We start from the raw sequence: 23,287 nt of genomic DNA on the forward strand, positions 1-23,287 counted from the left end.
TTTGATATTATTTAAATTTTGCTGCTAGAAACTATACCAAAACCAAGCCAACTGGCTGATTCATACCGCCGTTTTTCAAAAAACAACGAACAGTACCGGAATTTGACCCTATAGGAAAAATAGCACGCAATTTGCATAAACTATATTTTTGCCGGAACGACTATCTTATAATGTTACCAAAAAAGCGACAATAAGATATATGTTAAATTCATCATATAGAAAAACAATAATTTTTTGAGCAGCGTAGCACGTAAGGTTTTAAAGATTGTACTGTGGGTTATTGCAAGCATTATCATGCTTGTTATACTGGTGGCTATTTCGCTAACAATACCTGCTGTCCAGAATTTTGTAAAAGATAAGGTAGTCTCTTATTTAAAAACCAAAACGGGAACAGAGATCAGCCTGGAGCGTGTGAGGATAAATTTCCCCACAGGGTTACAGTTGGATAAATTTTATATACAGGATTTAAAAAAAGACACTTTATTATATGCCGGCCGCCTGGCTGTTCAGTTAGATATGATCGGCCTGATCCGGAGCCGTATTGCTGTAAGTAATATTGAACTGGACAATGTTAATGCAAATTTGTACCGTGTTAATCCGGATACCAGTTTTAACTACCAGTTCCTGGTAGACGCTTTTGTATCTGCAGAAAAAGAGCCGGAAACACCTAAAGATTCGACAGCACCGTTACAACTGAAATTAGATAAGATCACTTTCAATGATATCCGCATTAAGTTCAAAGATGATGTAGTGGGAAACGATGCGGGCGTATCATTAGGCAAATTGAGCGCAAGAGTAGACAAGTTCGACCTGGAACAAATGCATTATGTGCTGAACAAGCTGGAACTTGCCAATACAAAGCTTCATTATTTCCAGAACAAGCCTTTAACCGTATTACAGCAAAAGGCAGATGCTGCAATAGATAGCACAGAAAAAGAATCGGGAGGGCGTTTGCCGTTGATAGAAGTGAAAAACTTTGTTTTTAGTGATATTGATTTAAAGTATGACGATCGCCTCTCAGATACAAGGGCTTTTGCTTTCTTAAAAACTTTCAACTTTAACGATCTGCTGATCGACCTTACACATGGCAGGTACCAAACCAGTAATGGCGAACTCAGCAATTCTGTTATCGATTTTGCATACCGGCCTACCCCATCCAATGAAGCTGCTATTGAAAAAGCGGCAGATAGTACCCAAGAATCGTCCTTCAGTTTATACCTCAATAAGGTTGTACTCTCCAACAATAATATCAGGTACGACAATCTTTCGGCTCCCCATGAAAAAGGAGTTATGGACTTCAACCACCTGAATGTAAAAGGCCTAGGACTAAGCGGCCAGGATATCGCTATCGACAGCACAGGCATTAAAGCTACGGTTAACGGCGGTAAGCTGGCAGACACCAGCGGCTTTGTATTAAATGAACTGAGAGGAAAAGTTATTTACGACGACAAACAGATCAGTGTAGATGATTTGCTGGTTAAAACGCCCCACACTTATATTGATAATAATTCTTTGGTTACCTACACTTCGCAGGACGATCTGAGCAAACACCCCGAACGTGTAGACATGAATATCCAGTTCCGCAAATCAATTTTGGGTTTAGCAGATGCCGCGTATTTTGTTTCCTCCATTCCGGCTACCTATCGCAACCAGCAGTTGAACCTGGCAGCGCTTATCAAAGGCAGATTGAATGATATCGATATTAATCAACTACAATTAAGCGGATTAAAAAATACTAATATTGACATTAAGGGAACGATCAAAGGCTTACCTAAAGTGGACAATACACTTTTCAATATTAATATCGCAAAGTTTACTACTTCTAAGTCTGATTTAAATGCATTGCTTCCTAAGGGCACATTACCTAACAGTATTGAATTGCCTAACCAGATTGCCGCTAATGGCAAATTTGCAGGAAGTATCAGCAAATTCGCTACCAACCTGGATGTACGAACCGATATGGGCTCGGCTAAGGTAAATGCTGCGATGGGGGGTTCTACTAAAAATCCTTCCTATAAAGCTGTAGTAGATCTCAAACAATTTAATGTAGGCCGCCTGCTGAAAAGAACAGATGTTGGAACAGTAAGCCTCTTCCTGGACGTTGCAGGAACAGGCACTTCTGCTCAAACGGCTAATGCAGCTGTTAAAGGAACCATTTACAGCGCCTACTACAACAAGTATAATTATCGCAATATTAAACTGGATGGCAAATATGCCAAGCAAGCGTTGCAATTGCAGGCCAGCAGCCCGGACTCTAATGCCCATTTTGATATTGCTACCCATGTTAACATAGCCGGTAAATATCCATCATTAAAAGGCACCGTAGATCTGAAGAACATTGATCTGCAAAAGTTAAATTTTGCCAGTTCAGAATTTAAAGTTGCCGGTCTCGCTACACTTGATTTCCCTACGGTTGACCCGGACTACTTGAATGGCACTGCTAATGTAGCCAGCTTACAGGTAGCAATGGATGGCCGTGTTATTAACCTGGATACTATTTACCTCAATGCATTATCTACAGCAACAGAAAACAACCTTACTTTAAAATCTGATATTATTAATGCTGATTTAAGTGGTAAATACCAACTCACGCAAATCGGGCAGGCATTTACCAACGAAATAGGCAAGTACTATGCATTTGCACCGGTAAAAAAAACCGGTCCGCAAAAAATGAAGTTTAATCTAACAATACACGATTCCAAATTGTTGAAAGAATTTGTTCCTTCACTGTACACATTTGCGCCCTCTTATTTAAACGGCGTTTTAGATACGGAAGCAGACAGCCTCATTGTAAATGCTAATTTTCCACACATAGTATACGACAGCTTTGATGTAAAAAACACTACGCTTAATATCAGCAATCTTAACGACAGCTCGAAACTCGCCTATGCCCTTGATATAAAAAGCGTAGAGAGTCCGGCGGTTAAACTATACAATTCATCTATTAATGGGGCAGCTGCTAACAATTTACTTGGGGTTAATGTGTTTTTACGTGATAGTAAAAACCAGGACAAGTATATGATTGGTGGAAACTTCAAAGCGGATAATCAAACCTACCAGTTTTCATTAGACCCGCAAAAGCTCTTGCTCAACTATGATAAATGGCAGGTGGCGCAGGATAATTTAATTCAATACGGAGAAGCGGGTGTATACGTCAGGAATTTCAACATTAGCAATAACGGGCAATCACTATCTGTCAACAGTACTTCCACGGCGGCAAATTCGCCGGTCAAAGTTAGCTTCCAAAATTTCATGCTGGAAACATTGACCCGCTACGCCGAACAGGATACGGCTTTGGTGGGGGGTACACTTAATGGAACGGTTGATGTAAAGAATATACAGGAGTCTCCCGCCTTTGAAGCTGATCTTGTTATCAACAAATTACGCTATCAAAAAGATCAGTTAGGTGATGTAAAAATACTGGCCGACAATTACACCAAGGATGCATTCAAAGTGGATGTGGCCTTAACCGGTGTGCATGATGTAAAAGTAGCCGGCTATTACTACACTACCGACAATGGTTCGCTGGATATGACCGTAAACATCAACCGCTTTGATCTTAAATTTATTGAAAGCCTGAGCAGCGGGCAGATAAAAAATGGCTCTGGTATGCTAACCGGCCAGCTTACCGCCAAAGGGCCTTTGACGTCGCCAAAAGTGTTGGGTAATTTAGGATTTAAAAATGCAGGTTTGAATGTAGCACAGCTTAATTCCTACTTCAGGCTGAATGATGAAAATATTGCCTTTGTCTCCAACGGAATCAGGTTTAGCAATTTCACCTTAAGAGATTCTGCCAACCAGGCATTTACTATTAATGGCTTAATCAAAACCACCAACTACCAGGATTTCGGCTTCGATCTGAAGTTACGGGCCAATAATTTCATGGCACTCAATTCCACGTCGCAAGATAATGAGCTTTTCTATGGTAAAGTATTTTTAACGCTGAATGCCAACGTTGGCGGCGATTTAAATAAACCTGAAGTAACAGGCTCTTTAAGAATCAATAAAGACACACGCTTCTTCTTCGCCATACCTGACAGTGATCCGGATATTGTAAGCCAGGAAGGCGTTGTTGAATTTGTAGACATGGATGCGCCTCCTAATAATGGAAGGGAAGCTTTGAACGTAGATAGCTTAACCAGGTCTAAATTAAAAGGGCTGAATGTATCTATGGACCTGATAACAGAGAAGGAAGCTGAAATTACGGTGGTAGTAGATCCGGCCAATGGTGATGCACTATTAGTGAAAGGAGAAGCCGAGCTCAATTTAACGATGGACCCCAGTGGCAAAATAGCCATGACAGGACGTTACCTGGTTTCGGGTGGTAATTACAATCTTTCTATAGGCGGATTAGCTAAAAGAAAGTTTGAGTTACAACAGGGCAGTTATATACAATGGACCGGCGCACCTACTGAAGCTAACGTGGATCTGACAGCTGTATACAATGTAAATACGGCTCCTATTGATTTGATTTCAGACCAGCTTGCCGGATTAGATCAATCTACACAAACCAGGGCCAGGCAGAAATTGCCATTTATGGTTTACCTGAAAATGACGGAACAGTTATTAAAGCCTAAGATCAACTTCGAAATCGCGCTGCCCGAAAATGAAAGAAACGCTATCGATGGTATTGTAAACGCGCGGTTAATGCAGGTAAACTCTAACCCCAGCGAACTGAATAAACAGGTTTTTGCGGTATTGGCTTTAAACAGGTTTATATCGGAAAATCCTTTTGAAAGCCTTGCCGGGGGCGCCTCCCCTGAAATGCTGGCCCGCCAGAGTGTGAGCCGGTTATTAACGCAGCAGCTCAATAACCTGGCTTCGGACCTTATTAAAGGAGTGGATGTAGCATTTGATCTTACCTCGCAGGATGACTTTAGTACAGGCACACAGCAAACGCGTACCGACCTGAATGTGGCCCTTTCCAAACGGTTGTTGAACGACAGGTTAACCATAACCGTGGGCAGTGATTTTGCGCTGGAAGGAGCACGCTCCCAAAATAACAATGGAGCCAATATAGCCGGCAATGTAAATATCGAATATGCGCTATCGCGCGATGGACGCTACAGGCTCAGGGCTTACCGGCGCAATCAGTCTACCCTGGTGGTAGAAGGTCAAATTATTGAAACGGGTTTAGGCTTCGTAATGGTAGTAGATTATAACCGTTTCAACGAAATATTCAGAAGTTTTAAAAGCGAAGAAAAATTAAGAAAGGAACGTGAAGCAAGAAGACAGCAAAGGGATCAGGAGCAACAACCTTAATTGATCTGATGCGTGTACGACGATAACAATATAAGAATGCGGACATTTTATAACATAGCAATATTAGCAACTATTATTTTTACAGCGGCCTCCTGTACAGGCTTAAAAGCCCTGAAGGAAGGCCAGGTTTTATATACCGGCGCAACGGTAAAAATAAACCCCGATAGTGCTAAAAAAGTTCCTGGTGAAAAAGCATTGAAAAGCACATTGGAAGAAATGACACGCCCCCAGCCCAACAAAAAGATTCTGGGCATGCGATACAAGCTTTCTTTTTATGCGTTGGCCGGCGAACCTAAAAAGCCCAAGGGATTGCGGAACTGGATCCGGACCAAACTGGGTGAGCCACCTGTTTTGATGAGCGATCTTCGCTTGCAAAACAACATCAATATACTGCAAAGCCACCTGATCAGTAAGGGTTACCTGCAGGCTGCAGTTACAGGTGAAGCTATTATAAAAGGGCGCACGGGTCGTGCAGAATATAAGGCCATAACCAAGGACAGATATACCCTTAATGAAATTAAATTTCCTGCTGAACCTACCGCGTTAAATAATATCATCAGGCGCGGGTCAGATAAGTCGTTATTAAAACCTGGTATTTTTTACGATATAGATGTATTTACAGCCGAAAGGGAACGCATTGATAACGATCTGAAAGAAAAAGGATACTTCTTCTTTAATCCCGACTTCCTATTACTTCAGGTAGATAGCACCATCGGTGATAATAAAGCAAATGTGTATGTAAAAGTAAAAGACATTACTCCTGTCGAAGGCTTAAAACCTTACCGGATCAACGAGATCAAAATTTATCCAAATTATAATATAAGGCGTGATTCTGCACTGCGGTTATCAAAACCAATAATACATAACGACTTCAAAATTTACGATCCGCAAAACACTTACAAGCCCAGGATTTTCGACAGATTGGTTTTCTTTCAGAAAGATGAGTTGTATAATCGTGCCGATCATAGCCTTAGCCTCAACCGCCTGGTTAACCTGGGTACCTTCCGTTTTGTAAAAGCTGAGTTCAGACCCATAGACACCCTGGAAAGCGATTTACTGGATGCTAATTTTTATCTTACTCCTCAAAAAAAGCGCTCGATGTCTTTACAGGTAACCGGCACCAGTAAATCGAACAACTTCGTAGGATCTGAAATAAAATTATCTAATACCAACCGCAACCTGTTCAGAGGTGCTGAGCAATTGGTAACCAGCTTAGCAGGCGGGTTTGAAACACAGGTGAGTGGAGCCAGAACCAACTCCTATTCAGTAAGCGCCAGTGCAAGGCTCATTTTCCCCCGTATTATTGCGCCTGTCAATTTTAAAAGTGCCAGCAATTATGTACCTAAAACACATATAACGCTGGGAGGGCAGCTGCTGAACAGGGCTCTTTATTTCACCATGCTATCCGGCAACGCCGAGTTTGGTTATAATTGGAAGGGAAGTCAGTTTGTGGACCATACATTCAATCCTTTCTCCGTTACTTATGTACGCACACTAAAAACAACGGACAGCCTTGAAAAACTTTTGGTAAGAGTGCCCAGTTTAAGGGGTAACTACGAGAACCAGTTTATATTCAGCACTAATTACCGCTTTACTTATAGCGACCAGTTTCAGGATGCTAAACGAAACAATATTTATTTCCAGGGTACTGCTGAAACAGCAGGCAACCTGGTAAATGCTTTTCTTAAAAAGAATGACCAGGGTCAAAAAACATTGTTTAATACGGCGGTTAACCAGTTCATCAAACTGGAAGCAGACTTTCGCGACTACTATAAAATCAAGCCCCAGTTAATCCTGGCCGGGCGCGCCAACATTGGTTATGGTATTCCGTATGGCAATAGCACGGTGCTCCCTTATATACGACAATTTTTTGCAGGAGGTAGTAATGATATCAGGGCTTTCAGGGCGAGATCCCTGGGCCCGGGTTCCTACAATTATGACCTTAATCTGGATTCGAGCAATATCTTCCCCGACCAGGGTGGCGATATAAAAATGATGCTCAATGGAGAGCTTCGTGCCAAATTATTCAGCGTGATACATGGAGCCGTTTTTGTAGATGCGGGCAATGTGTGGACGGCTAAAGCAGATACATCCCGTATAGGTAGCCAGTTCAGGTTACGCAATGCCATCAATGAATTTGCTGTTGGCGGCGGGGTTGGCCTGAGAGTAGATGCCAGCATTTTTGTAATCAGGTTCGACCTGGCCATGCCTTTTAGAAAACCATGGTTACCCGCCGGTGAGCGCTGGGTATTTAACCAGATAAAATTCGGTGACCCTGCCTGGCGTAAGCAAAATCTTATTCTGAATATCGGTATTGGCTATCCGTTTTAACGAACAGGTAATTATCAATCAGAGCGTTAAGCAATATCTTTTTTATTAAAACAGGCAGTATGGCTTTATTATTGAATATAATTATTCAATTATACTCAAAATAAGTTAAGCCTCATGAAAAGAGCGTTCAGCAAATCAAAAAGCTTCTTTAAAAATACAGGCGACCTCCTGATCGCATCAGCTAAAGGTTTCTCCGCCGACAAGGTTCCGAAACTCAGTTCTTCACTGGCGTATTGCACCGTTTTTTCCATGGCGCCCCTGCTCACGATTGTCATCGCTTCGGCAAGTCTTATTTATAAAAAAGAGATTATTGAAGGGAAGATTTTTGAAGAAGTAAGCCAGTTTACCGACAATGCCACGGCGCTGCAAATCCAGAATATTGTATCGCAAGCCAGCCTAAGCGGCAAAACTACGGTAGCACTGATCATTGGTATCATATCTCTTATTATTGGTGCCACGGCTGTATTCCTGGAAATACAGGACAGTTTGAATACAATATGGAAAGTTAAAGCCAAACCCAGAAAAGGTATTATGGGCTTGTTAACTAACCGGCTAAAATCCTTTTCACTGATCATTTCCCTTGGATTTCTGCTACTGGTATCCCTGATCCTTAATAGTATTTTAGGCAGTGTTCAAACACGATTTCAGGACTTGGTGCCCGTAAATTCGGGTTGGCTGTTTTTTATTATTAATAACGTTGTAACCTTTAGCGTTATTACCTTTCTGTTCGCAGTTATTTTCAAAGTATTACCGGATGTGATCATCAAATGGAAACCGGCTTTTGTAGGTGCTGCCTTTACAACAGTTTTATTTGGTATAGGTAAACTCCTTATAGATTTATACATTACCAAATCTAGTCCAGGCGCTATCTTCGGAGCTGCAGGTACAATTATCATCGTATTACTATGGGTATACTACACTGCCTTTATTTTATACTTTGGCGCAGAGTTTACGCAGGTATATGCCGAAAAATATAGTGAAAGTATCAGACCATCAAAATACGCAGTGCACGTGGAAGTGATAACAGAAGAGAAGCATGTAAAACAACTACCACCGCAACATCCCGAGTATACGTCAGAGCAATAAACAAACCTTACATTTACAGCATAACACTATTTAAAACTATGACTGAAAAAGAAAAAATGCTGGCTGGCCAACCTTATAAATCGTTTGAGCCCCAGCTGTTTGAAGAACGTCAACTGGCTAAAGACCTGAATTACCAGATCAATCAGCTGCATCCTTTTAAATTGGAAGAACGGAACGGGCTCTTAAGAAAATTGCTGGGGCGCACCGGTACTCAATTTCATATAGAACCGCCATTTTATTGCGACTACGGTTACAATATCACCATTGGCGAAAACTTTTACTCTAACTACAATTGTATTATACTGGACTGCGCGCCCGTAACTATCGGCGACAATGTGTTACTGGCGCCTAACGTGGCTATTTATACGGCGGGGCACCCCATACATTATGAACCAAGGAATGAAGCATACGAGTACGCATTCCCCGTGACGATTGGCAATAATGTTTGGATTGGCGGCAACACGGTGATTAATCCGGGTATCACTATTGGAGACAACACGGTGATCGGATCAGGCAGTGTCGTAACTAAAGACATTCCCGCCAATGTCATCGCGGTAGGTAGCCCATGCAAAGCCATACGAAGCATTACAGATGAAGATCAACAGTATTATTTCAGGAACTTAAAATTTTAATCACTCCTAAACTTCTCCCATGAAAGCCCGGCCCCTGATAATCCTGGTTATTGTTTGCATGTGGTTTACAGATGCTATTGCCCAGGACTACAAAAAAACTGCAGAGCAGCAGTTCATGCATTACACCAACCTGATCGTTAAAAAAGATTTCAGGAAGGCCGCCGATTTTATTATTGAAGACTTCTATACACTAATCCCCAGGGAACAAATGATTACAGCTATGGAAAGTATCTTTAATATGCCGGAATTCGATTACCAGATAGATTCTGCCAGGGTACTGGAGGTAGGCGAAGCCAGGCTAATTGACAGTGCTCATTTCCTGAAACTGCAGTACTCCAACATCCTTCGCATGAAATTCGGAACCGACTCCACCCAAACTGATTCCACTTTGGCAGAAAATGAGTTTCTTACATTAACATTACAATCGAAGTTTGGTGAACCCAATGTAACTTATAACAAAGCAACCGGCTATTATACCATCCGTTCTATAAAAGATGTGATTGCTAAATCCAAAAACCTCAACGAATGGAAGTTTATAGTAATGGAAGAAGACAAGATGCCTTTTTTAAAAAAGATCGTTCCCAAAGAATTGCTTGAATAATTTTTCCGATATTTCCGGAAAGAAATGAACGAATGATTGTTGAAGTACATCCAAACGACACGCCTGCCCGAAAGAAAAAATTTTACCAGGTACTATATATTCAGGTATTAATAGCCATTACTATAGGCGCGCTGTTAGGTTATTTTAAACCATCCCTCGCCGAGCAAATGAAGCCACTGGGAGATGGCTTTATTGCTTTGATCAAAATGATCATAGCCCCTGTGATATTTGTAACCATCACGGCAGGTATTGCTTCTATGAACGATATGAAAAAAGTAGGCCGCGTTGCGGGAAAGGCTTTCCTGTATTTTATAACCTTTTCTACACTGGCGCTTATATTAGGTCTTATTGTAAGCAATATTGTTAAGCCAGGCAAGGGGCTTAACATCAACCCCGCAACATTGCATGCATCCACTATTGAGCAATATGTAAACAAAGCGCATGATAGCTCGCTCATCAAGTTCATATTCGATATTATCCCTAAAACGCTGGTAAGCCCGCTTACAGGCGATAATATTTTACAGGTATTATTAATAGCCATATTATTTGGCATAGGTATATCGCTCACTATGCCCAAGAGCAAGCTGGTACTAGATTTTATGGAGGCATTGGCTTATCCGGTTTTTAAAGTAGTGGCTATTTTAATGAAACTGGCTCCCATCGGGGCTTTCGGCGCCATAGCTTTTACCATTGGCAAATATGGCATTTCTTCCATCGGCAATTTACTGGCATTGGTTATTACCTTTTATGCCACGTCTCTGTTATTCGTAATCGTAATACTGGGAGCTGTAGCCCGGTACAACGGCTTTTCTATTTTCAGGTTTTTAAAATATATAAAGGATGAATTATTGCTGGTACTAGGCACCAGCTCATCGGAAGCCGCCTTACCCAGCCTGATGCAGAAAATGGAAAGGGCAGGCTGCGCCAAACCCATCGTGGGATTGGTAGTTCCTACAGGTTATTCATTTAACCTGGATGGCACCAATATTTACATGACCCTGGCAGCACTGTTTATAGCACAGGCCTGTAATATTGACCTGCCTTTAGAAAGCCAGATTGTACTGCTATTGGTAGCCATGTTGAGCTCTAAAGGCGCGGCGGGTGTAAGTGGGGCAGGATTCATTACTTTAGCTGCTACCCTGGCCGTAGTGCCGGAAGTGCCCATTGCAGGAATGACATTAATATTAGGGATAGACCGGTTTATGAGTGAATGCCGCGCGTTAACCAACATGGTGGGCAATGCGGTGGCAACGGTGGTAATTGCACGCTGGGAAAAGCAACTGGATAAGGAACAGCTGGATACCGTATTAGGTGTGAAGCAAGCTGCTTGAGATTGCAGCAAAAAATACTTAAAAAGGGACTATTCATCCTAAGGCGAATAGTCCCTTTTTAAATCCTGTGGGCAGGATAATTTCTAATCGGCTTTAACTGCTACCGGCGTTTTACCAGAAAACACGTCATTCAAAACCTCGTGCAGCCGTTCATCGCGCAAGTTAGAAGCAATAATTTTACCTTCCTTATCTAACAGGTAGTTTTGAGGAACTGCCCGTACCCCATATCTCAATGCAATTTCATTACTCCATCCTTTTAAATCGGAAACATGTACCCAGGGCAGGTCATCTTTATGTATTGCCGCAATCCATGCCTCCCTGGTGTCCTTATCATCTAACGAAACGCCGATCACCGTAAGTTTATCTTTATATTTATCGTACGCCTTTTTAAGATTCGGGTTCTCAGCGCGGCAGGGCTTACACCAGCTGGCCCAGAAGTCAACCAATACATACTGCCCCCTGTAATCGGCCAGGTGAACCAATTTCCCACTGGTATCTGCCTGCGAAAATGTAGGTGCAATATTCCCAATTTTGATGGTCTTCTCTGCAAGTATTCTTGTATCAAGCGCCTTGCCTCCCCGCAGGCTGCGCACCTCGTCGGTCAACGCTAAAAAAATAGGCTCCAGCGAACTAAGCGGGTGCTTGTTGGCGGCATCAGTAAGGGCATCGATTGAGAAAATGGACCCTGGATTACGCTTGGCGAATTCAATTTCCTTCAACCGGCGATCTTCAAATTTTTGTTCGATTGAATCATACAGCTTTTTCGCACGCTCATTATAATCGGGTACATTTTGAGGTATAGCAGCCTGAGCAGCCTGAGCAGCACCTATTATCATCATAAAGTCACCTCCGATTTCTTTTATATACGACTGAAACGCTGCCTGAGTAGGCGAGCCGGTAATGCGGGCCGATTGTACAGAATCTCTAATCTCGATCTTGTAGCTTTCATTGGCCAGGTAAAAAAACAAACGGTCACCAACATTCGCAATCCAGTATTTGCCCTGGTTTTTATGATCCAATATCATACGTGAATAGGAGGGCTCATCTACAGTGCCCTTAAAAGAAAATTTCCCGTTTTTAATAATGGCCGAATCGGCTACACTACCCGATTCATTCTGATAATCGAGGTATACTGTTGCCCCTTCCTTACTGGCCGGTGCAGTACCCTCTAATTTAAATGCCTTTTTCTGAGCGGCTGCACTCAGGGTAAGTACCATCGCTACAAGCGTGATCTTTATTGACTTCATTGTATACTTTTTTATCTGGTGATCGATTGATTAATTTCTTATTTGTATATCTACAGGTGACCCGGGAATACCATTTACCCTGCTAACCAGGTCGCCATAATTACCAACACTAATGTTTAAATAAACCAGGCTGTTAGCCGTTCCAACGATCAGCGTGTTCTCATCATCGGAGAGTTTAAGCATGGTTACATCACTATTGAAGGTGGTGTTTAAGGGCCTCAGTTCTTCATTAAGCGGGTTATACCGATAAATTGCAGTTCCTGAAGCAATGTAAATGGCACCGCTTCTGCTGGCTACCAGTTTCGTTTTAGCGGTAAATAACTCCTGCCTGATAAAGGGTCGCTTATGACGGGCGGTAAAGGTAAAGGGTCCGCTAAAGTTCACGTTGAACATCAGTTCCTGCATAACACCGGCATTATCCCTGCAATACGCATATGTATCGGTGCTGTTGATTTGTACCATTTCAGTCAGGTCCATTCCTACGCTGGTAGGATCAAAAACTGTACGGTTCACTACGGTGTAGTCTGTGCCAAAGTAAGTAGGTACGCCGTAAGAGTTGATGCGTGTAAATTGCTTTTTATTATTTTCAAAAGCTATATAAGTGATGTTATTATTAATATTGGTCATTATAAAATGAGGATCGAGCTCATATTCTCCATTGGCAAATCCTCCAAACATCCCATACGTAGGCGACTGATCCCATGTGGTGGTGGCCCCTCCGTAAAACTTACCGTTGATCACCCCAACCATTACACCCTGTGGGTTCTTTTGCAAAGAGCCAACCTGTATAGCGGCAGGCGGAGTAAAAAAGTTATCCCTTAAGGTATTAGGATTTATCGCGTCTTCCATCATTGTACTGACGTTTAAACGAACACCTCCGTTTTTGGTGATGATCCAGTACCCCAGTGGTGTATTTCCTGTAAACTGGTTGGTAAGATAAAATAAGTGCAGGGGATCAGCAGGCAGGGTTTTGTTATTAATCGCTTCATAAACCCTGGGCTGCACGGTTCCATCCGGTTTTACAAAAGAGAACTGCGTTATTCCGTTTTCAACACTCAAAACAGTGGTGCCCCTGGTGAATTCAGTAACACCCTGTATCTCGAACCAATGAAAATATTTCATTCCATTAGTCTTGTTATGCACCGTGAGCTTGGTACGATACCTGCGCGATTGCAAGCCAAAAATAATACGCAGCGATGGGCCTGTGAAACGGTACAACGTATCACTGATTGCTTCAGGTACCATAATTCTCCATTCAAATTCAAGATCTGCACCGGCAGGCGCCGTCACCTTGGGTGCAATGATGAGGCTATCGCCTACGTAAGCAGTGTATACTGTATCCAGGTTGGAAATTACCGGCTCTACCGGGAGCGCTATATCGTAATTACCTTTATCCTTAAAACAGGAAACCAGTATAATGCCGCAAACCATCAACAAAAGGCTGTATTGTCTGATCATCTTATTATGTTTAACTTTCATTCAAATATTTTTTTCTCGGGCAAGCTCACCTATCTTACCTCCTGTCCATTTTCATCTATAAAGAAATACCTTCCTGATCCGGTATTTTTCTGCAACAGTATTTTCTTATTTGGATTCTGAGGTGTGTAGAAATAATAAGCATCTGTACTGCCCGTAGTTACCGCCTCCAGTACATAGCCCTTGCCTGCATTACCAGCTACCCAATCAAAAGGGTTATTGAGCATCACCGTCAGCAGGTTGGCGATGTACAGGTTCTTTGGAGCATCCAGTCCCGCGGTAGATAGTTCTGTGATACCCGTCACAATTAAGAACAACTGATGCTTCGTTCTAGAATAAGCGCCACACCACATGCTCCACCATGCAGGCTGCTCCAGCCTTGCTGAGAGTACCACCCTGGCCCTGATAATAGCAGGGTTTTCTATACCCAAATCTCTTGAAGCCCTTAATTTCACGATAATTGTTCTGGAACTGTCTTCCAGGTCAGGCCGGTTATAAACAACCAGCGGCAACACGGTTCTACCTTCCAACGCGGGAATGGTATACTGTGATTCAAGGGGCTTAAAGTGGGTTCCGGGTACTGCGGTTGAAGAGTCCGTTTCTACGTAGGCGGTATAAAAGCGATCCTGCGAAATTCGTTTACCGGAAATCGTAACCGGAATATTTATTGTATCAGTAGCTTTTGCCAGATCATAAGCAAATGTGTAAGAGATGCTATCTTTTTGCTGCTGAGATAAATCGAAATAGATGTTGGCAGCATGATCAAAAGTTAGGGGCTCTGCCTTTTTGCAGCCGGCAGCGAGCAATACCATGAACAACAGGTAGCCCCCTTTTCTGCTTAATAATATCTTTATATATAGACTCATAATTTAAGTTTTAACGGTTGCCATAAATAATCTCATCATCAGGTAGCGGCAGCACAAAAATGTTGTTGGAAGCCGGATAACTGGTACCATTCTGACCTCTGATAGCTACATTCCATCTTTTAAACGCATAAAATAACTGTCCTTCCCCAAACAGATCCTTCCGGTATTCTTTCAGGAGCTCGTTTCTAAGGGCCGTCTCATTAGCTACGGTAATCTTCTCACCGATACCCCTGTGGCTGCGCACCTCATCTATAAAAGCTGTAGCAGCAGCCGGGTTAGCCGCATAACTGCATTCCGCAGCTATGAAATACATCTCGCTTAATCGTATCGCCGGCGCCACCATATAAGCAAGGTTCGCGGTGCTCGTAGTACTGGTACTGTTTCTGCGATATTTATGTATTTCTGAAATATAGCTTGCCTGGTTATTTACCGTAGTAAACCATTGTTTGTATCGCATATCATTGCTACCTACGGTACCCGTTTCATAAAATTCCTGTGATGCTTCCTGTGTCAGATGCATACCGGTAACACCACCCGAAAACCAACTGCTGTTATAGGTGGCATCCAGCGTGGGAATGAACCAGCTAAATACAAGCTCCTTGTAAAGCATGAGATCTTTCTTATCCTCGTCTACAGCTAAAAAATCTTCAGCTTTTGTCCATGGAAACTTATTGGCACTGATCACTTCCTGCGCATTAGCCAGGGCCTGTGGTTTATTATTTTTGTATAACTGAACTCTTGCCAATGTTCCGCATACAGCGTAATAATTCAGGCGATGCCGGCGGTTATGTAAAAACAGATCGCGCGCGCCCTCTTCGGTATTGAGTGTTGTATCTGTTTGTGTGGGATAACCTACCCGGTAAGCAGCGCTGCGTATCAGATCCTTATTCAATAACTGTTTGGCACGCTCCAGGTCAAAGATCGCTGAGTCGAGCACCTGGGTCACCGTAGACAATGGAGTTGTTTTATTCGAGTATTGGGTTACATAAGGAATTGCCGCCGCATTGGGATTACTGGCGAAGGAGGGTGCAAATAATCTGAGTGCATCAAAATGCAGATAGGCCCTTAATCCCAACGCTTCACCTTTGATCAACTCATAGTTACCGGGCATAAACAGGTTCTTTTTCTCATCTATCTTACCCAGTATCAGGTTGCAGTTAACAATGGCATTATATAAGCCCTTCCAGATATCATCTTTGCGGGAAATAAAATTAGGATCTTTGTAATCGTAGGCCTTGGTTTTCAGATAGCGCAAGGGATCGTTGGCGCTGATGCTGTAGTTTTGGGCCAGCACTTCAGGCGTACCAATGGTTAGCTCTTTTCCATAAATATCAGTTCTGGTGCAGCGTGTGTAGATACCAATAAGAGCTTCTTTAAATCCTTCTTCTGTAGTAAATAAAACATCTTCCGATATCTGGCTTTCGGGTTGCAGGTCAAGCCACTTTTTACAGGAGCTAAAAAGCGTCAGCACCGTCAGGCATATAAGGATATGATTTGTCTTTATCATAATGTCTTTTTTGTTAATTAGAAAATGGCTTGCAGGGTAATACTGATGTTACGCGCAAACGGATAATCAATGCCGCGCTCAACTCTTACTGAAGACCACCTCGCGAGGTCATTAGCCGTAACGCCGAACCGAAGTCCGGTCAGAGAAAGCCTGGAAGCAAGCCGGGAATCTACATCATAAGTGAGATTGAGTGAGGAGAAATTAATCAGATTGTCGGGCATTACGAAGCGCGAGGAAACACGGGTTGTTCCCAAATCTGCTATGTTTTTATAGAAGGCCGCGTCGCCGGGTTGCTGCCACTTTTGTTCCAGCACACGCCTGTCTACATTATAACGGGGATCGGCATTTTCCACCCGGTCTACCAGGGTTTGATTATACATGTCGCCTCCAAACCGGGTTTGAAAAAAAGCTACCATCATCAATTGTTTATAGCGCAGTGTGGTACCAAAAGAGCCTTCCAGCTTAGGCGTATTTTCTCCCACTACTGTTATATCCCTGGCGTCCCACTCGTAGGTAAGAGAGCCATCCCGTTTCACAAAAATCTCTTTCCCGTTCTCCGGGTCAATACCCAACGAAGGCACCGCATAAATAGCATAGATAGATTGGCCTTCATTGTAACGCAACAACGGAACGGCCTTCAGATCATCGCCCTGCTGTGCCTCATCTGCCCGCTCATTATAGCTTTTTAAAGAATTGGAGATCTTTACGATCTTATTGGTATTGCGTGCGAAGTTACCCATAAGCCCTACGGTCCAGGTCTTATTCTGTATGATGTTGGCCCGCAGGTTTACCTCAAACCCGTTGTTTTCCATATCGCCCAGGTTATCTTTATAAGTAGAGAACCCGGTAGAAGGTGCGATACTGATATCAGTCAATATATCCCGGGTAAGTTTCCGGTAAACTCTCGAAGACAGGAAAATCCGATCCTGGAATAATCCCAGATCCACGCCCCAGTCCATATTGGTTGTTTTCTGCCAGGACAGGTCGCTATTGCCGTAAGTGTTTACGTAAGCGCCTAAACCGGAAGAATACCAGTTATTCTGATCGTAGGAGTAAGTGGTTTGTGCCATGAAGGGAGCAAACTGAACCGAACCGGTAAGGCCGGTTGTAAAGCGTAAGCGAAGCTGGCTTACCTGCGGTATATTGAACCAGTTTTCTTTATCTACATTCCAACCCACACCGAAAGATCCAAAAGGAGCCGTACGGTTATTAGCTCCGAATAATGAAGATCCGTCTATCCGTACCGTACCATCTAACAGGTAACGGTTTTTAAAAGAGTAGTTGACACTGGAAAAAACGCCGAACAGGCGAGATTCAGATAAACTGCTACCCGGTTTTCCATTTTCAGCATATCCTTTGGCAAATCCAATACTGGTAAAGCGGTCATTGGGAAATCCTATCGCTGTGAAAAACTTCGCATCCGAACGATCCGTACGGATATTGGACCCGGCTACCAGGTTAATGACATGACCACCGGTCTGTTTAATCCAGTTCAGCCTTAAATTTCCATCCCAGGTTGTAACATCATTCGCGCTGCTGGTATAGCTACCTCTTTCATCGGCCCTGGCTGCTTCATAGAAGTAAAATTCATTAGCCAGTGGTGAAACAAAACGATCGCCGGTGCTCATTCGTTTCAACATACTGATCTGCCCGCGCAACTTCAGGTTTTTCACCAGTTCTATTTCAGTTGCAAAGTTGTTAAGTATTTCGTTGTACTTCGTTTTATCAAAACTACTCAACGTTGCATTGTACATAGGGTTTAGCACATAGTCATATATGTAAGTGCCACTGGCTGCCCGCCTGGTCCATACATCCACATTCTGAATGGTATTCCCGTTCTCATCTGTTTTAGGGTAATAAGGGTTCATGGTTACGTAAGATGTAAAGCTGCCGTAAGGCGACTCCCTGCCTTGTACCGATGTAATGGAAAGTTCGTTCTGAAACCTGATCTTATTATTCAGATTATAACTGAAGAACATACCTCCCGAGTACTGATCTCTGCCCGAACCCTTCATGACACCAGGCCGGGTTTGATATCGCAAGTCGGCACCATAACGAAAGGTATTAGAACCACCCTCCAGGGATAAACCGTGTTTTTGCCCTATAGCGGTTCGCAGTGGCTGAGAAAGCCAATAGGTATTTACCCCACCCACTACATTCTTGTACCTGTGATAATAAAGTTCATCCAGCTCATCCTGCGAAATAGTATTCTGAGCAGCAGCGGTGTAAACACCAGCCTTCTTCTCATACTCCAGCTTTTCAGCAGCGTTTAAAACATCATAGCCGGTAAGATCAGGCGCCATTATATTTGTTTCATGCTGGTAAGAGAACTGGAGCTTGCCCTCCTTGGGCAATTTGGTTACAATTACCAATACACCATTAGCGGCCCTCGATCCGTAAATTGCAGTAGCAGCCGCATCCTTTAACAGCGTAACCGAAGCAACACGATTCAGATCAAGGTCAAATATTTTTTGAACATTTACTTCATATCCATCCAGGATAAAAGCGGGCATATTGGCCATACCGGTGATATTGTCTCTTCTTAAAATATCATTACTACCGGTAGGCAAGGCAGAAGTTCCCCTCACATTGATTGTTGGAAGATTATTAGGGTTAGAACCTGCAAAATTGTTATCGAGCAACCTGAAGGACGGATCAAGCACCTGTATTGCCTGGAACAGGTTTTGTGTACTCACTCTTTTCAGCTCCTCACCGGTTATTGCCACTGCTGTACCCGTAAACGTGTTTTTATTTAAGGTTTGATAGCCGTTGCTGATAACCTTAACCTCCTCTTGTGCAGCTATTTTGATGGATACTATTATATTTCCAAGATCTTTCTTCCGGCCCACTTTCACCTCCCTCGGCTCAATATTAACACCGCTTACTATCAATACAGCAGTTTCGTCGATATCTGTAAGCACAAACCGTCCATCGCTGTTACTCACCGTTCCTTTGCCCAAACTGCCTTTTACCTGAACTGAAACACCTGCGATAGCAATACCGTCGTCCCCGACAATACGACCGGTGACGTCTATCCCTAAAGAAACCGCTTCCAAGGCCGGGGCAGATGCAGGCCGTGATACCATAGGTTTTATAATGATAACCCCATTGACAACGCTGAAACTAACCCGTTCCTGCCTAAGGCTCGCCTGCAATGCTTCCTGTACTGATGCATTTTTGATATTGATGTTCAGTTTATCACTCTTATCAAATAAACTGGCATCATAAAACAGGCCATACCCGGTTTGCTTTTGAATCATCTTCAACACCTGCTCAATTGATACGCCACGCTCATTAAGCGTAACAGACTGCGTATAGCCATCAGCCGCCGAACAGGATAAAATCGCAACCAGGATTACAATTACTGTAAGTTTCATTTTTAAAACAGTTTTTTTGCTGATCCCGTAGCCCCTCAAAACTGCCTGTTCAAACAAAACGCTCCTGCAAACGCTGGCACTTGACGACATTATAAAATGCCACCAACAGCTTTTTCCAGGACATGCTAAACGTGTAGTTTTTGGTATAGCTTCGGGCTCCACTCCTTCAGGGCAGGAGGAATTCATTAAATGCATAGCTTTGCATAGTTTGGTTAAATAATAAGAGATTCTACAGAGTTCTTATGCACACTAAACACTTTCCGCTTCGGGGTCCAGCCGGAGCGGTTTTTTTAGGGCATTACTATTAGCTTTTTACCTTCTATTTTGAACGATAAATTTGATTCTTCTAAAACGGCCAGTACCTGCTTCAGGCTGAGGCTTCTTGACAGTTCTCCGTTGAACAAACGTTTATCATCCGATTTATGATTAATAATTTCCAGGTCGTACCACACGGCCAACTGGCTGAGTACCGATGAAAGGTCATCATTCTTAAAACTAAAAAAACCTTCTTTCCATGCCACCTGCTGCGCTACATCGGTGCCCGCAAGCTGAATTTCTTCTTTGTTTACGACCGCTTGCTGACCCGGCTTCAGCATTTTAAATTTCCCTTTCTGCGACTGCAGCGAGTCGGCTGAAATTTTTACGGATCCTTCTAACAGGGTTACTTTGGCCTGTTGTTGATAAGCTGCCACGTTGAACCGGGTGCCTAACACTTCTATGTTTACCACCCCTTTTTTGTATACAATGAATGGCTTTTCTTTATCATGAGCAATATCAAAATAAGCTTCTCCACTCATGGAAACTTTGCGGGAAGATTCGTTAAACACGACCGGATACGTGATACTGGAACCTGCATTTAACCACACTACGGAACCATCGGTAAGTTTAATATGTATGACTTTACTACCGCTGGGATTTGACAGGGTACTGAGCATAGTACCGGCTGCGGCGGCTTGCTTATCCAGCGTATACTCCAGATCGCCCTCCCTGCTCTTTCGCAATACCCCGCCCGGGATCTGAAGTACTTGTCCTTTTTGAATACTGTCTACATAAACTGTTTGGCCATTACCCATGGTAATTACCGCACGGTTGAGAATAGGTGCTGTAATATCGGCAGTTGCGGAGGCCACATGATTAACGGCCGGTTTAGCGGGTGGCTGCATCAATGCAATATATCCGGCAATGGCCATCACAAAAACGGCAGCCGCAGCCCAGGCAATTCTTTTGCTCCAAAGCCGGGGAGCTGTTTTCACCTGCTGGCCGGTAGCCAGGAAAATACGTTTCATAATGCGCTCCTGCATATCTACAGGCATGACACTACCGTCCGACCCCTCCTGCATATATTCATACTGCATAATGTCTAAAAGTTCATCATCTGTAGCTTCTTCATTGATCCAGGTAAAAAGCTCACCCTTTTCCTGTTCGGAAATTAATTGACGCCCCCATTTGTGGATCAGATTTTTATAATAAGATATATGCATAGTCCTGGTATTAGATCCAGTACTAGTAAAGACAAATAAGCATTCGCTGAGAACTAGTGCTTCTTAAAAAAAAATAAAAAAATGTACTGTAATGGATACCAGCAGGGAGGTCAGGCTCTTTTTCAGCGTGCGCATAGCCTGGATTATATGATTTCTCACGGTATTTTTAGAGATCTGCATCAGTGATGCTATCTCCTCGTGTTTAAGATTGGTTTGCCGGCTGAGGTAAAAGGCTACTTTTTGCTGGTTGGGCAATTGTTCGATGATTGCTGCAAGTTTTTCCTGTGTTTCATTCAATGCTAAATGCTCGGGTGCATTATTGGTTTCATGCAAACGGGCTTTCCCGCTCAATGTGACCACGATTGCTGTCTCCCTGGCCCGGCGACGAATCAAATTAATGAGCTGATGTTTCGAAAGTGTGATCAGGTAGGCATCCAGGTTTTCTATGGAGTTTAACTGCTCTTTATTGGACCATAGCTTTAGAAAAATATCCTGGATGATGTCCTCAACAAGTTCCGGCGATTGCGAAAACCGCATCAGAAAACTATATAGCCGGTCCTTTTTCTGCAGGAACAAATGACTAAAAGCCTCCTCATCTCCCAGACTACTTTTATCCAATAATATTTTTTCGTTGTATGAAATCATCAACTCCCCATGTAAAAAAATCCTGGTCGAAGTTATGTATAATTTAATTATTTTAAAATATTAAATTATAAAATAATACGATAAAAAGACGGGAAAACACTCCATCCTTAAGGTGTTTGCGACCTAATATCGGATTAAAACTTAAAAGATATGAGGTTATTGACCAGGAAGAATTCACTTTAGGTGAAATGCCTTACCCGTGTAATGCAAAATGCCAGCGGATATTCGCTGGCATTTTGCTTACTCTTTTCTGATGTCTATAAGTGTAATTTTTGAACGGCCGCTTCCACTCCTCTTATTTCGGCCAGCCCTTTTAACCTGCCAATGGCAGAATACCCGGGGTAGGTTTTCTTCTGCAGGTCATCCAGCATTTGATGACCATGATCGGGGCGCATCGGTATGCGACGCTGCTGATCTTTTTGTAACTGGCTCACATATTGAATAATAGAAACAATATTGCCATTGCCTTCGAGGTGGTTGGCTTCAAAGAAATTGCCCTCCTCATCTCTGTCAGTGCTTCTTAAATGCAGGAAATACACCCGGTCGCCAAACCTTTTGATCATATCCAACAAATCATTATCCTTCCTGGCGCTGTAAGAACCGGTGCAAAAACAAAGTCCTGCATTTTTGGAGGGTACATTATTTATTAATGCTTCAATATGTGCCGCAGTACTCATTACCCGGGGTAGTCCCAGTATAGGATACGGAGGATCATCGGGATGTATTGCTAACTGCACACCCGCCTCTTCTGCAGCTGGCGCTATTTCATTTAAGAATGAAAAAAGATTTTGCTGCAATTGTTCAGCAGTAATATCTCCATATTCATTCAGCAGATCCAGAACCTGTTCGGTAGTAAATAACCCCTCAGAACCAGGGAGCCCCATTAAACAGGACGTTTTAAGATGATCGATTTCACTGATGCTCAGGTTGTCAAAAAACTCCTTGGCTTTCCTTAAATCATTTTCGTTATAATCATCTTCCGCGCCCGGGCGTTTCAATATATGAACATCAAAAGCAATAAATTCCTTCCACCCAAACCTTAAGCACAAAGCGCCTGTTGCTGTCGGATAATCAAGATTGGTTCTTACCCAATCCAGTACCGGCATAAAGTTATAGGTAACCACCTTAATACCGCTTGCAGCAAGATTTTTTAAACTCACCTTATAGTTCTCTATCCATTCTTTATAATTGCCGTTACGCTTCTTAATATCCTCGTGAACGGGCAAACTTTCCACTACTTCCCAGGTTAGCCCTGCCGCTTCTACAGTTTCCTTTCTTTTATTGATTTCTTCGGGGCTCCATATAGCTCCCACTGGTATGTGGTGCAAAGCAGTTACAATTCCGGTAGCACCCGACTGGCGTATATCACTTAGCGAAACAGCATCGTTATCACCATACCATCGCATGGTTTGTATCATTGTATAACTCATAATGCGCTAAAATAG

Annotated in this window: 14 protein-coding genes; 6 read left to right on the top strand and 8 right to left on the bottom strand. The window is 42.9% G+C overall.

The window, feature by feature from the left end:
• Positions 1 to 234 precede the first annotated feature (234 nt).
• From ACLOAU_RS26100 to ACLOAU_RS26125, 6 genes are all read left to right on the top strand, one after another.
• Positions 235 to 5,262 (top strand): translocation/assembly module TamB domain-containing protein, encoded by a 5,028-nt coding sequence (locus ACLOAU_RS26100; protein ID WP_427864854.1) that lies wholly within the window; start codon positions 235 to 237, stop codon positions 5,260 to 5,262.
• A 36-nt stretch (positions 5,263 to 5,298) separates the two neighbouring features.
• Complete coding sequence (tamL, locus tag ACLOAU_RS26105) at positions 5,299 to 7,593, top strand: translocation and assembly module lipoprotein TamL (RefSeq protein WP_427864855.1); 2,295 nt, start codon at positions 5,299 to 5,301, stop codon at positions 7,591 to 7,593.
• Between the two features lie 114 nt (positions 7,594 to 7,707).
• Positions 7,708 to 8,679 carry a YihY/virulence factor BrkB family protein gene (locus ACLOAU_RS26110; protein WP_427864856.1) on the top strand — a complete coding sequence of 324 codons (972 nt, stop codon included), beginning with the start codon at positions 7,708 to 7,710 and terminating at the stop codon, positions 8,677 to 8,679.
• 38 nt (positions 8,680 to 8,717) lie between these two features.
• Positions 8,718 to 9,311 carry a sugar O-acetyltransferase gene (locus ACLOAU_RS26115; protein ID WP_427864857.1) on the top strand — a complete coding sequence of 198 codons (594 nt, stop codon included), beginning with the start codon at positions 8,718 to 8,720 and terminating at the stop codon, positions 9,309 to 9,311.
• A 19-nt stretch (positions 9,312 to 9,330) separates the two neighbouring features.
• A complete protein-coding gene (locus ACLOAU_RS26120; protein ID WP_427864858.1) occupies positions 9,331 to 9,912 on the top strand; it encodes a hypothetical protein in 582 nt (193 codons plus the stop codon).
• Positions 9,913 to 9,944: 32 nt separating this feature from the next.
• Positions 9,945 to 11,243, top strand: coding sequence for a dicarboxylate/amino acid:cation symporter (locus tag ACLOAU_RS26125; protein WP_427864859.1), 1,299 nt, complete (start codon positions 9,945 to 9,947; stop codon positions 11,241 to 11,243).
• 83 nt (positions 11,244 to 11,326) lie between these two features.
• On the opposite strand, the gene ACLOAU_RS26130 is transcribed toward ACLOAU_RS26125, so the two are convergent.
• The 8 genes from ACLOAU_RS26130 to uxuA all read right to left on the bottom strand — a co-directional run bounded on the left by ACLOAU_RS26130 (position 11,327) and on the right by uxuA (position 23,272).
• Positions 11,327 to 12,490 (bottom strand): redoxin domain-containing protein, encoded by a 1,164-nt coding sequence (locus tag ACLOAU_RS26130; protein WP_427864860.1) that lies wholly within the window; start codon positions 12,488 to 12,490, stop codon positions 11,327 to 11,329.
• A 30-nt stretch (positions 12,491 to 12,520) separates the two neighbouring features.
• On the bottom strand, positions 12,521 to 13,969 hold the full coding sequence (locus tag ACLOAU_RS26135) for a PKD-like family lipoprotein (protein WP_427864861.1): 1,449 nt from the start codon (positions 13,967 to 13,969) through the stop codon (positions 12,521 to 12,523).
• Positions 13,970 to 13,998: 29 nt separating this feature from the next.
• Entirely contained in the window at positions 13,999 to 14,832 is an 834-nt protein-coding gene (locus ACLOAU_RS26140; RefSeq protein WP_427864862.1) for a DUF4843 domain-containing protein, read from the bottom strand.
• A 10-nt stretch (positions 14,833 to 14,842) separates the two neighbouring features.
• The gene (locus ACLOAU_RS26145) at positions 14,843 to 16,339 is read right to left on the bottom strand and encodes a RagB/SusD family nutrient uptake outer membrane protein (protein WP_427864863.1); all 1,497 of its coding nucleotides are present in this window, start codon (positions 16,337 to 16,339) and stop codon (positions 14,843 to 14,845) included.
• Positions 16,340 to 16,356: 17 nt separating this feature from the next.
• Complete coding sequence (locus ACLOAU_RS26150) at positions 16,357 to 19,716, bottom strand: SusC/RagA family TonB-linked outer membrane protein (protein WP_427864864.1); 3,360 nt, start codon at positions 19,714 to 19,716, stop codon at positions 16,357 to 16,359.
• A 290-nt stretch (positions 19,717 to 20,006) separates the two neighbouring features.
• Complete coding sequence (locus ACLOAU_RS26155; protein ID WP_427864865.1) at positions 20,007 to 21,197, bottom strand: FecR domain-containing protein; 1,191 nt, start codon at positions 21,195 to 21,197, stop codon at positions 20,007 to 20,009.
• Between the two features lie 63 nt (positions 21,198 to 21,260).
• Positions 21,261 to 21,815, bottom strand: a complete 555-nt coding sequence (locus ACLOAU_RS26160; RefSeq protein WP_427864866.1) for an RNA polymerase sigma-70 factor — start codon at positions 21,813 to 21,815, stop codon at positions 21,261 to 21,263.
• 284 nt (positions 21,816 to 22,099) lie between these two features.
• Positions 22,100 to 23,272: a mannonate dehydratase gene (gene uxuA, locus ACLOAU_RS26165; protein ID WP_427864867.1), complete on the bottom strand. Its 1,173-nt coding sequence runs from the start codon at positions 23,270 to 23,272 to the stop codon at positions 22,100 to 22,102.
• Between the last annotated feature and the right edge of the window lie 15 nt (positions 23,273 to 23,287).

It is taken from the genome of Paraniabella aurantiaca, assembly GCF_050309965.1.
Taxonomy (GTDB): Bacteria; Bacteroidota; Bacteroidia; order Chitinophagales; family Chitinophagaceae; genus Niabella.

Bases quoted from the DNA above. Each gene is read 5' to 3' on its own strand.
- ACLOAU_RS26145 (WP_427864863.1), bottom strand. From the start codon at position 16,339: ATGATAAAGACAAATCATATCCTTATATGCCTGACGGTGCTGACGCTT.
- uxuA (WP_427864867.1), bottom strand. From the start codon at position 23,272: ATGAGTTATACAATGATACAAACCATGCGATGGTATGGTGATAACGAT.
- ACLOAU_RS26135 (WP_427864861.1), bottom strand. From the start codon at position 13,969: ATGAAAGTTAAACATAATAAGATGATCAGACAATACAGCCTTTTGTTG.
- ACLOAU_RS26115 (WP_427864857.1), top strand. From the start codon at position 8,718: ATGACTGAAAAAGAAAAAATGCTGGCTGGCCAACCTTATAAATCGTTT.
- ACLOAU_RS26125 (WP_427864859.1), top strand. From the start codon at position 9,945: ATGATTGTTGAAGTACATCCAAACGACACGCCTGCCCGAAAGAAAAAA.
- ACLOAU_RS26120 (WP_427864858.1), top strand. From the start codon at position 9,331: ATGAAAGCCCGGCCCCTGATAATCCTGGTTATTGTTTGCATGTGGTTT.
- ACLOAU_RS26150 (WP_427864864.1), bottom strand. From the start codon at position 19,716: ATGAAACTTACAGTAATTGTAATCCTGGTTGCGATTTTATCCTGTTCG.
- tamL (WP_427864855.1), top strand. From the start codon at position 5,299: ATGCGGACATTTTATAACATAGCAATATTAGCAACTATTATTTTTACA.
- ACLOAU_RS26140 (WP_427864862.1), bottom strand. From the start codon at position 14,832: ATGAGTCTATATATAAAGATATTATTAAGCAGAAAAGGGGGCTACCTG.
- ACLOAU_RS26130 (WP_427864860.1), bottom strand. From the start codon at position 12,490: ATGAAGTCAATAAAGATCACGCTTGTAGCGATGGTACTTACCCTGAGT.
- ACLOAU_RS26155 (WP_427864865.1), bottom strand. From the start codon at position 21,197: ATGCATATATCTTATTATAAAAATCTGATCCACAAATGGGGGCGTCAA.
- ACLOAU_RS26110 (WP_427864856.1), top strand. From the start codon at position 7,708: ATGAAAAGAGCGTTCAGCAAATCAAAAAGCTTCTTTAAAAATACAGGC.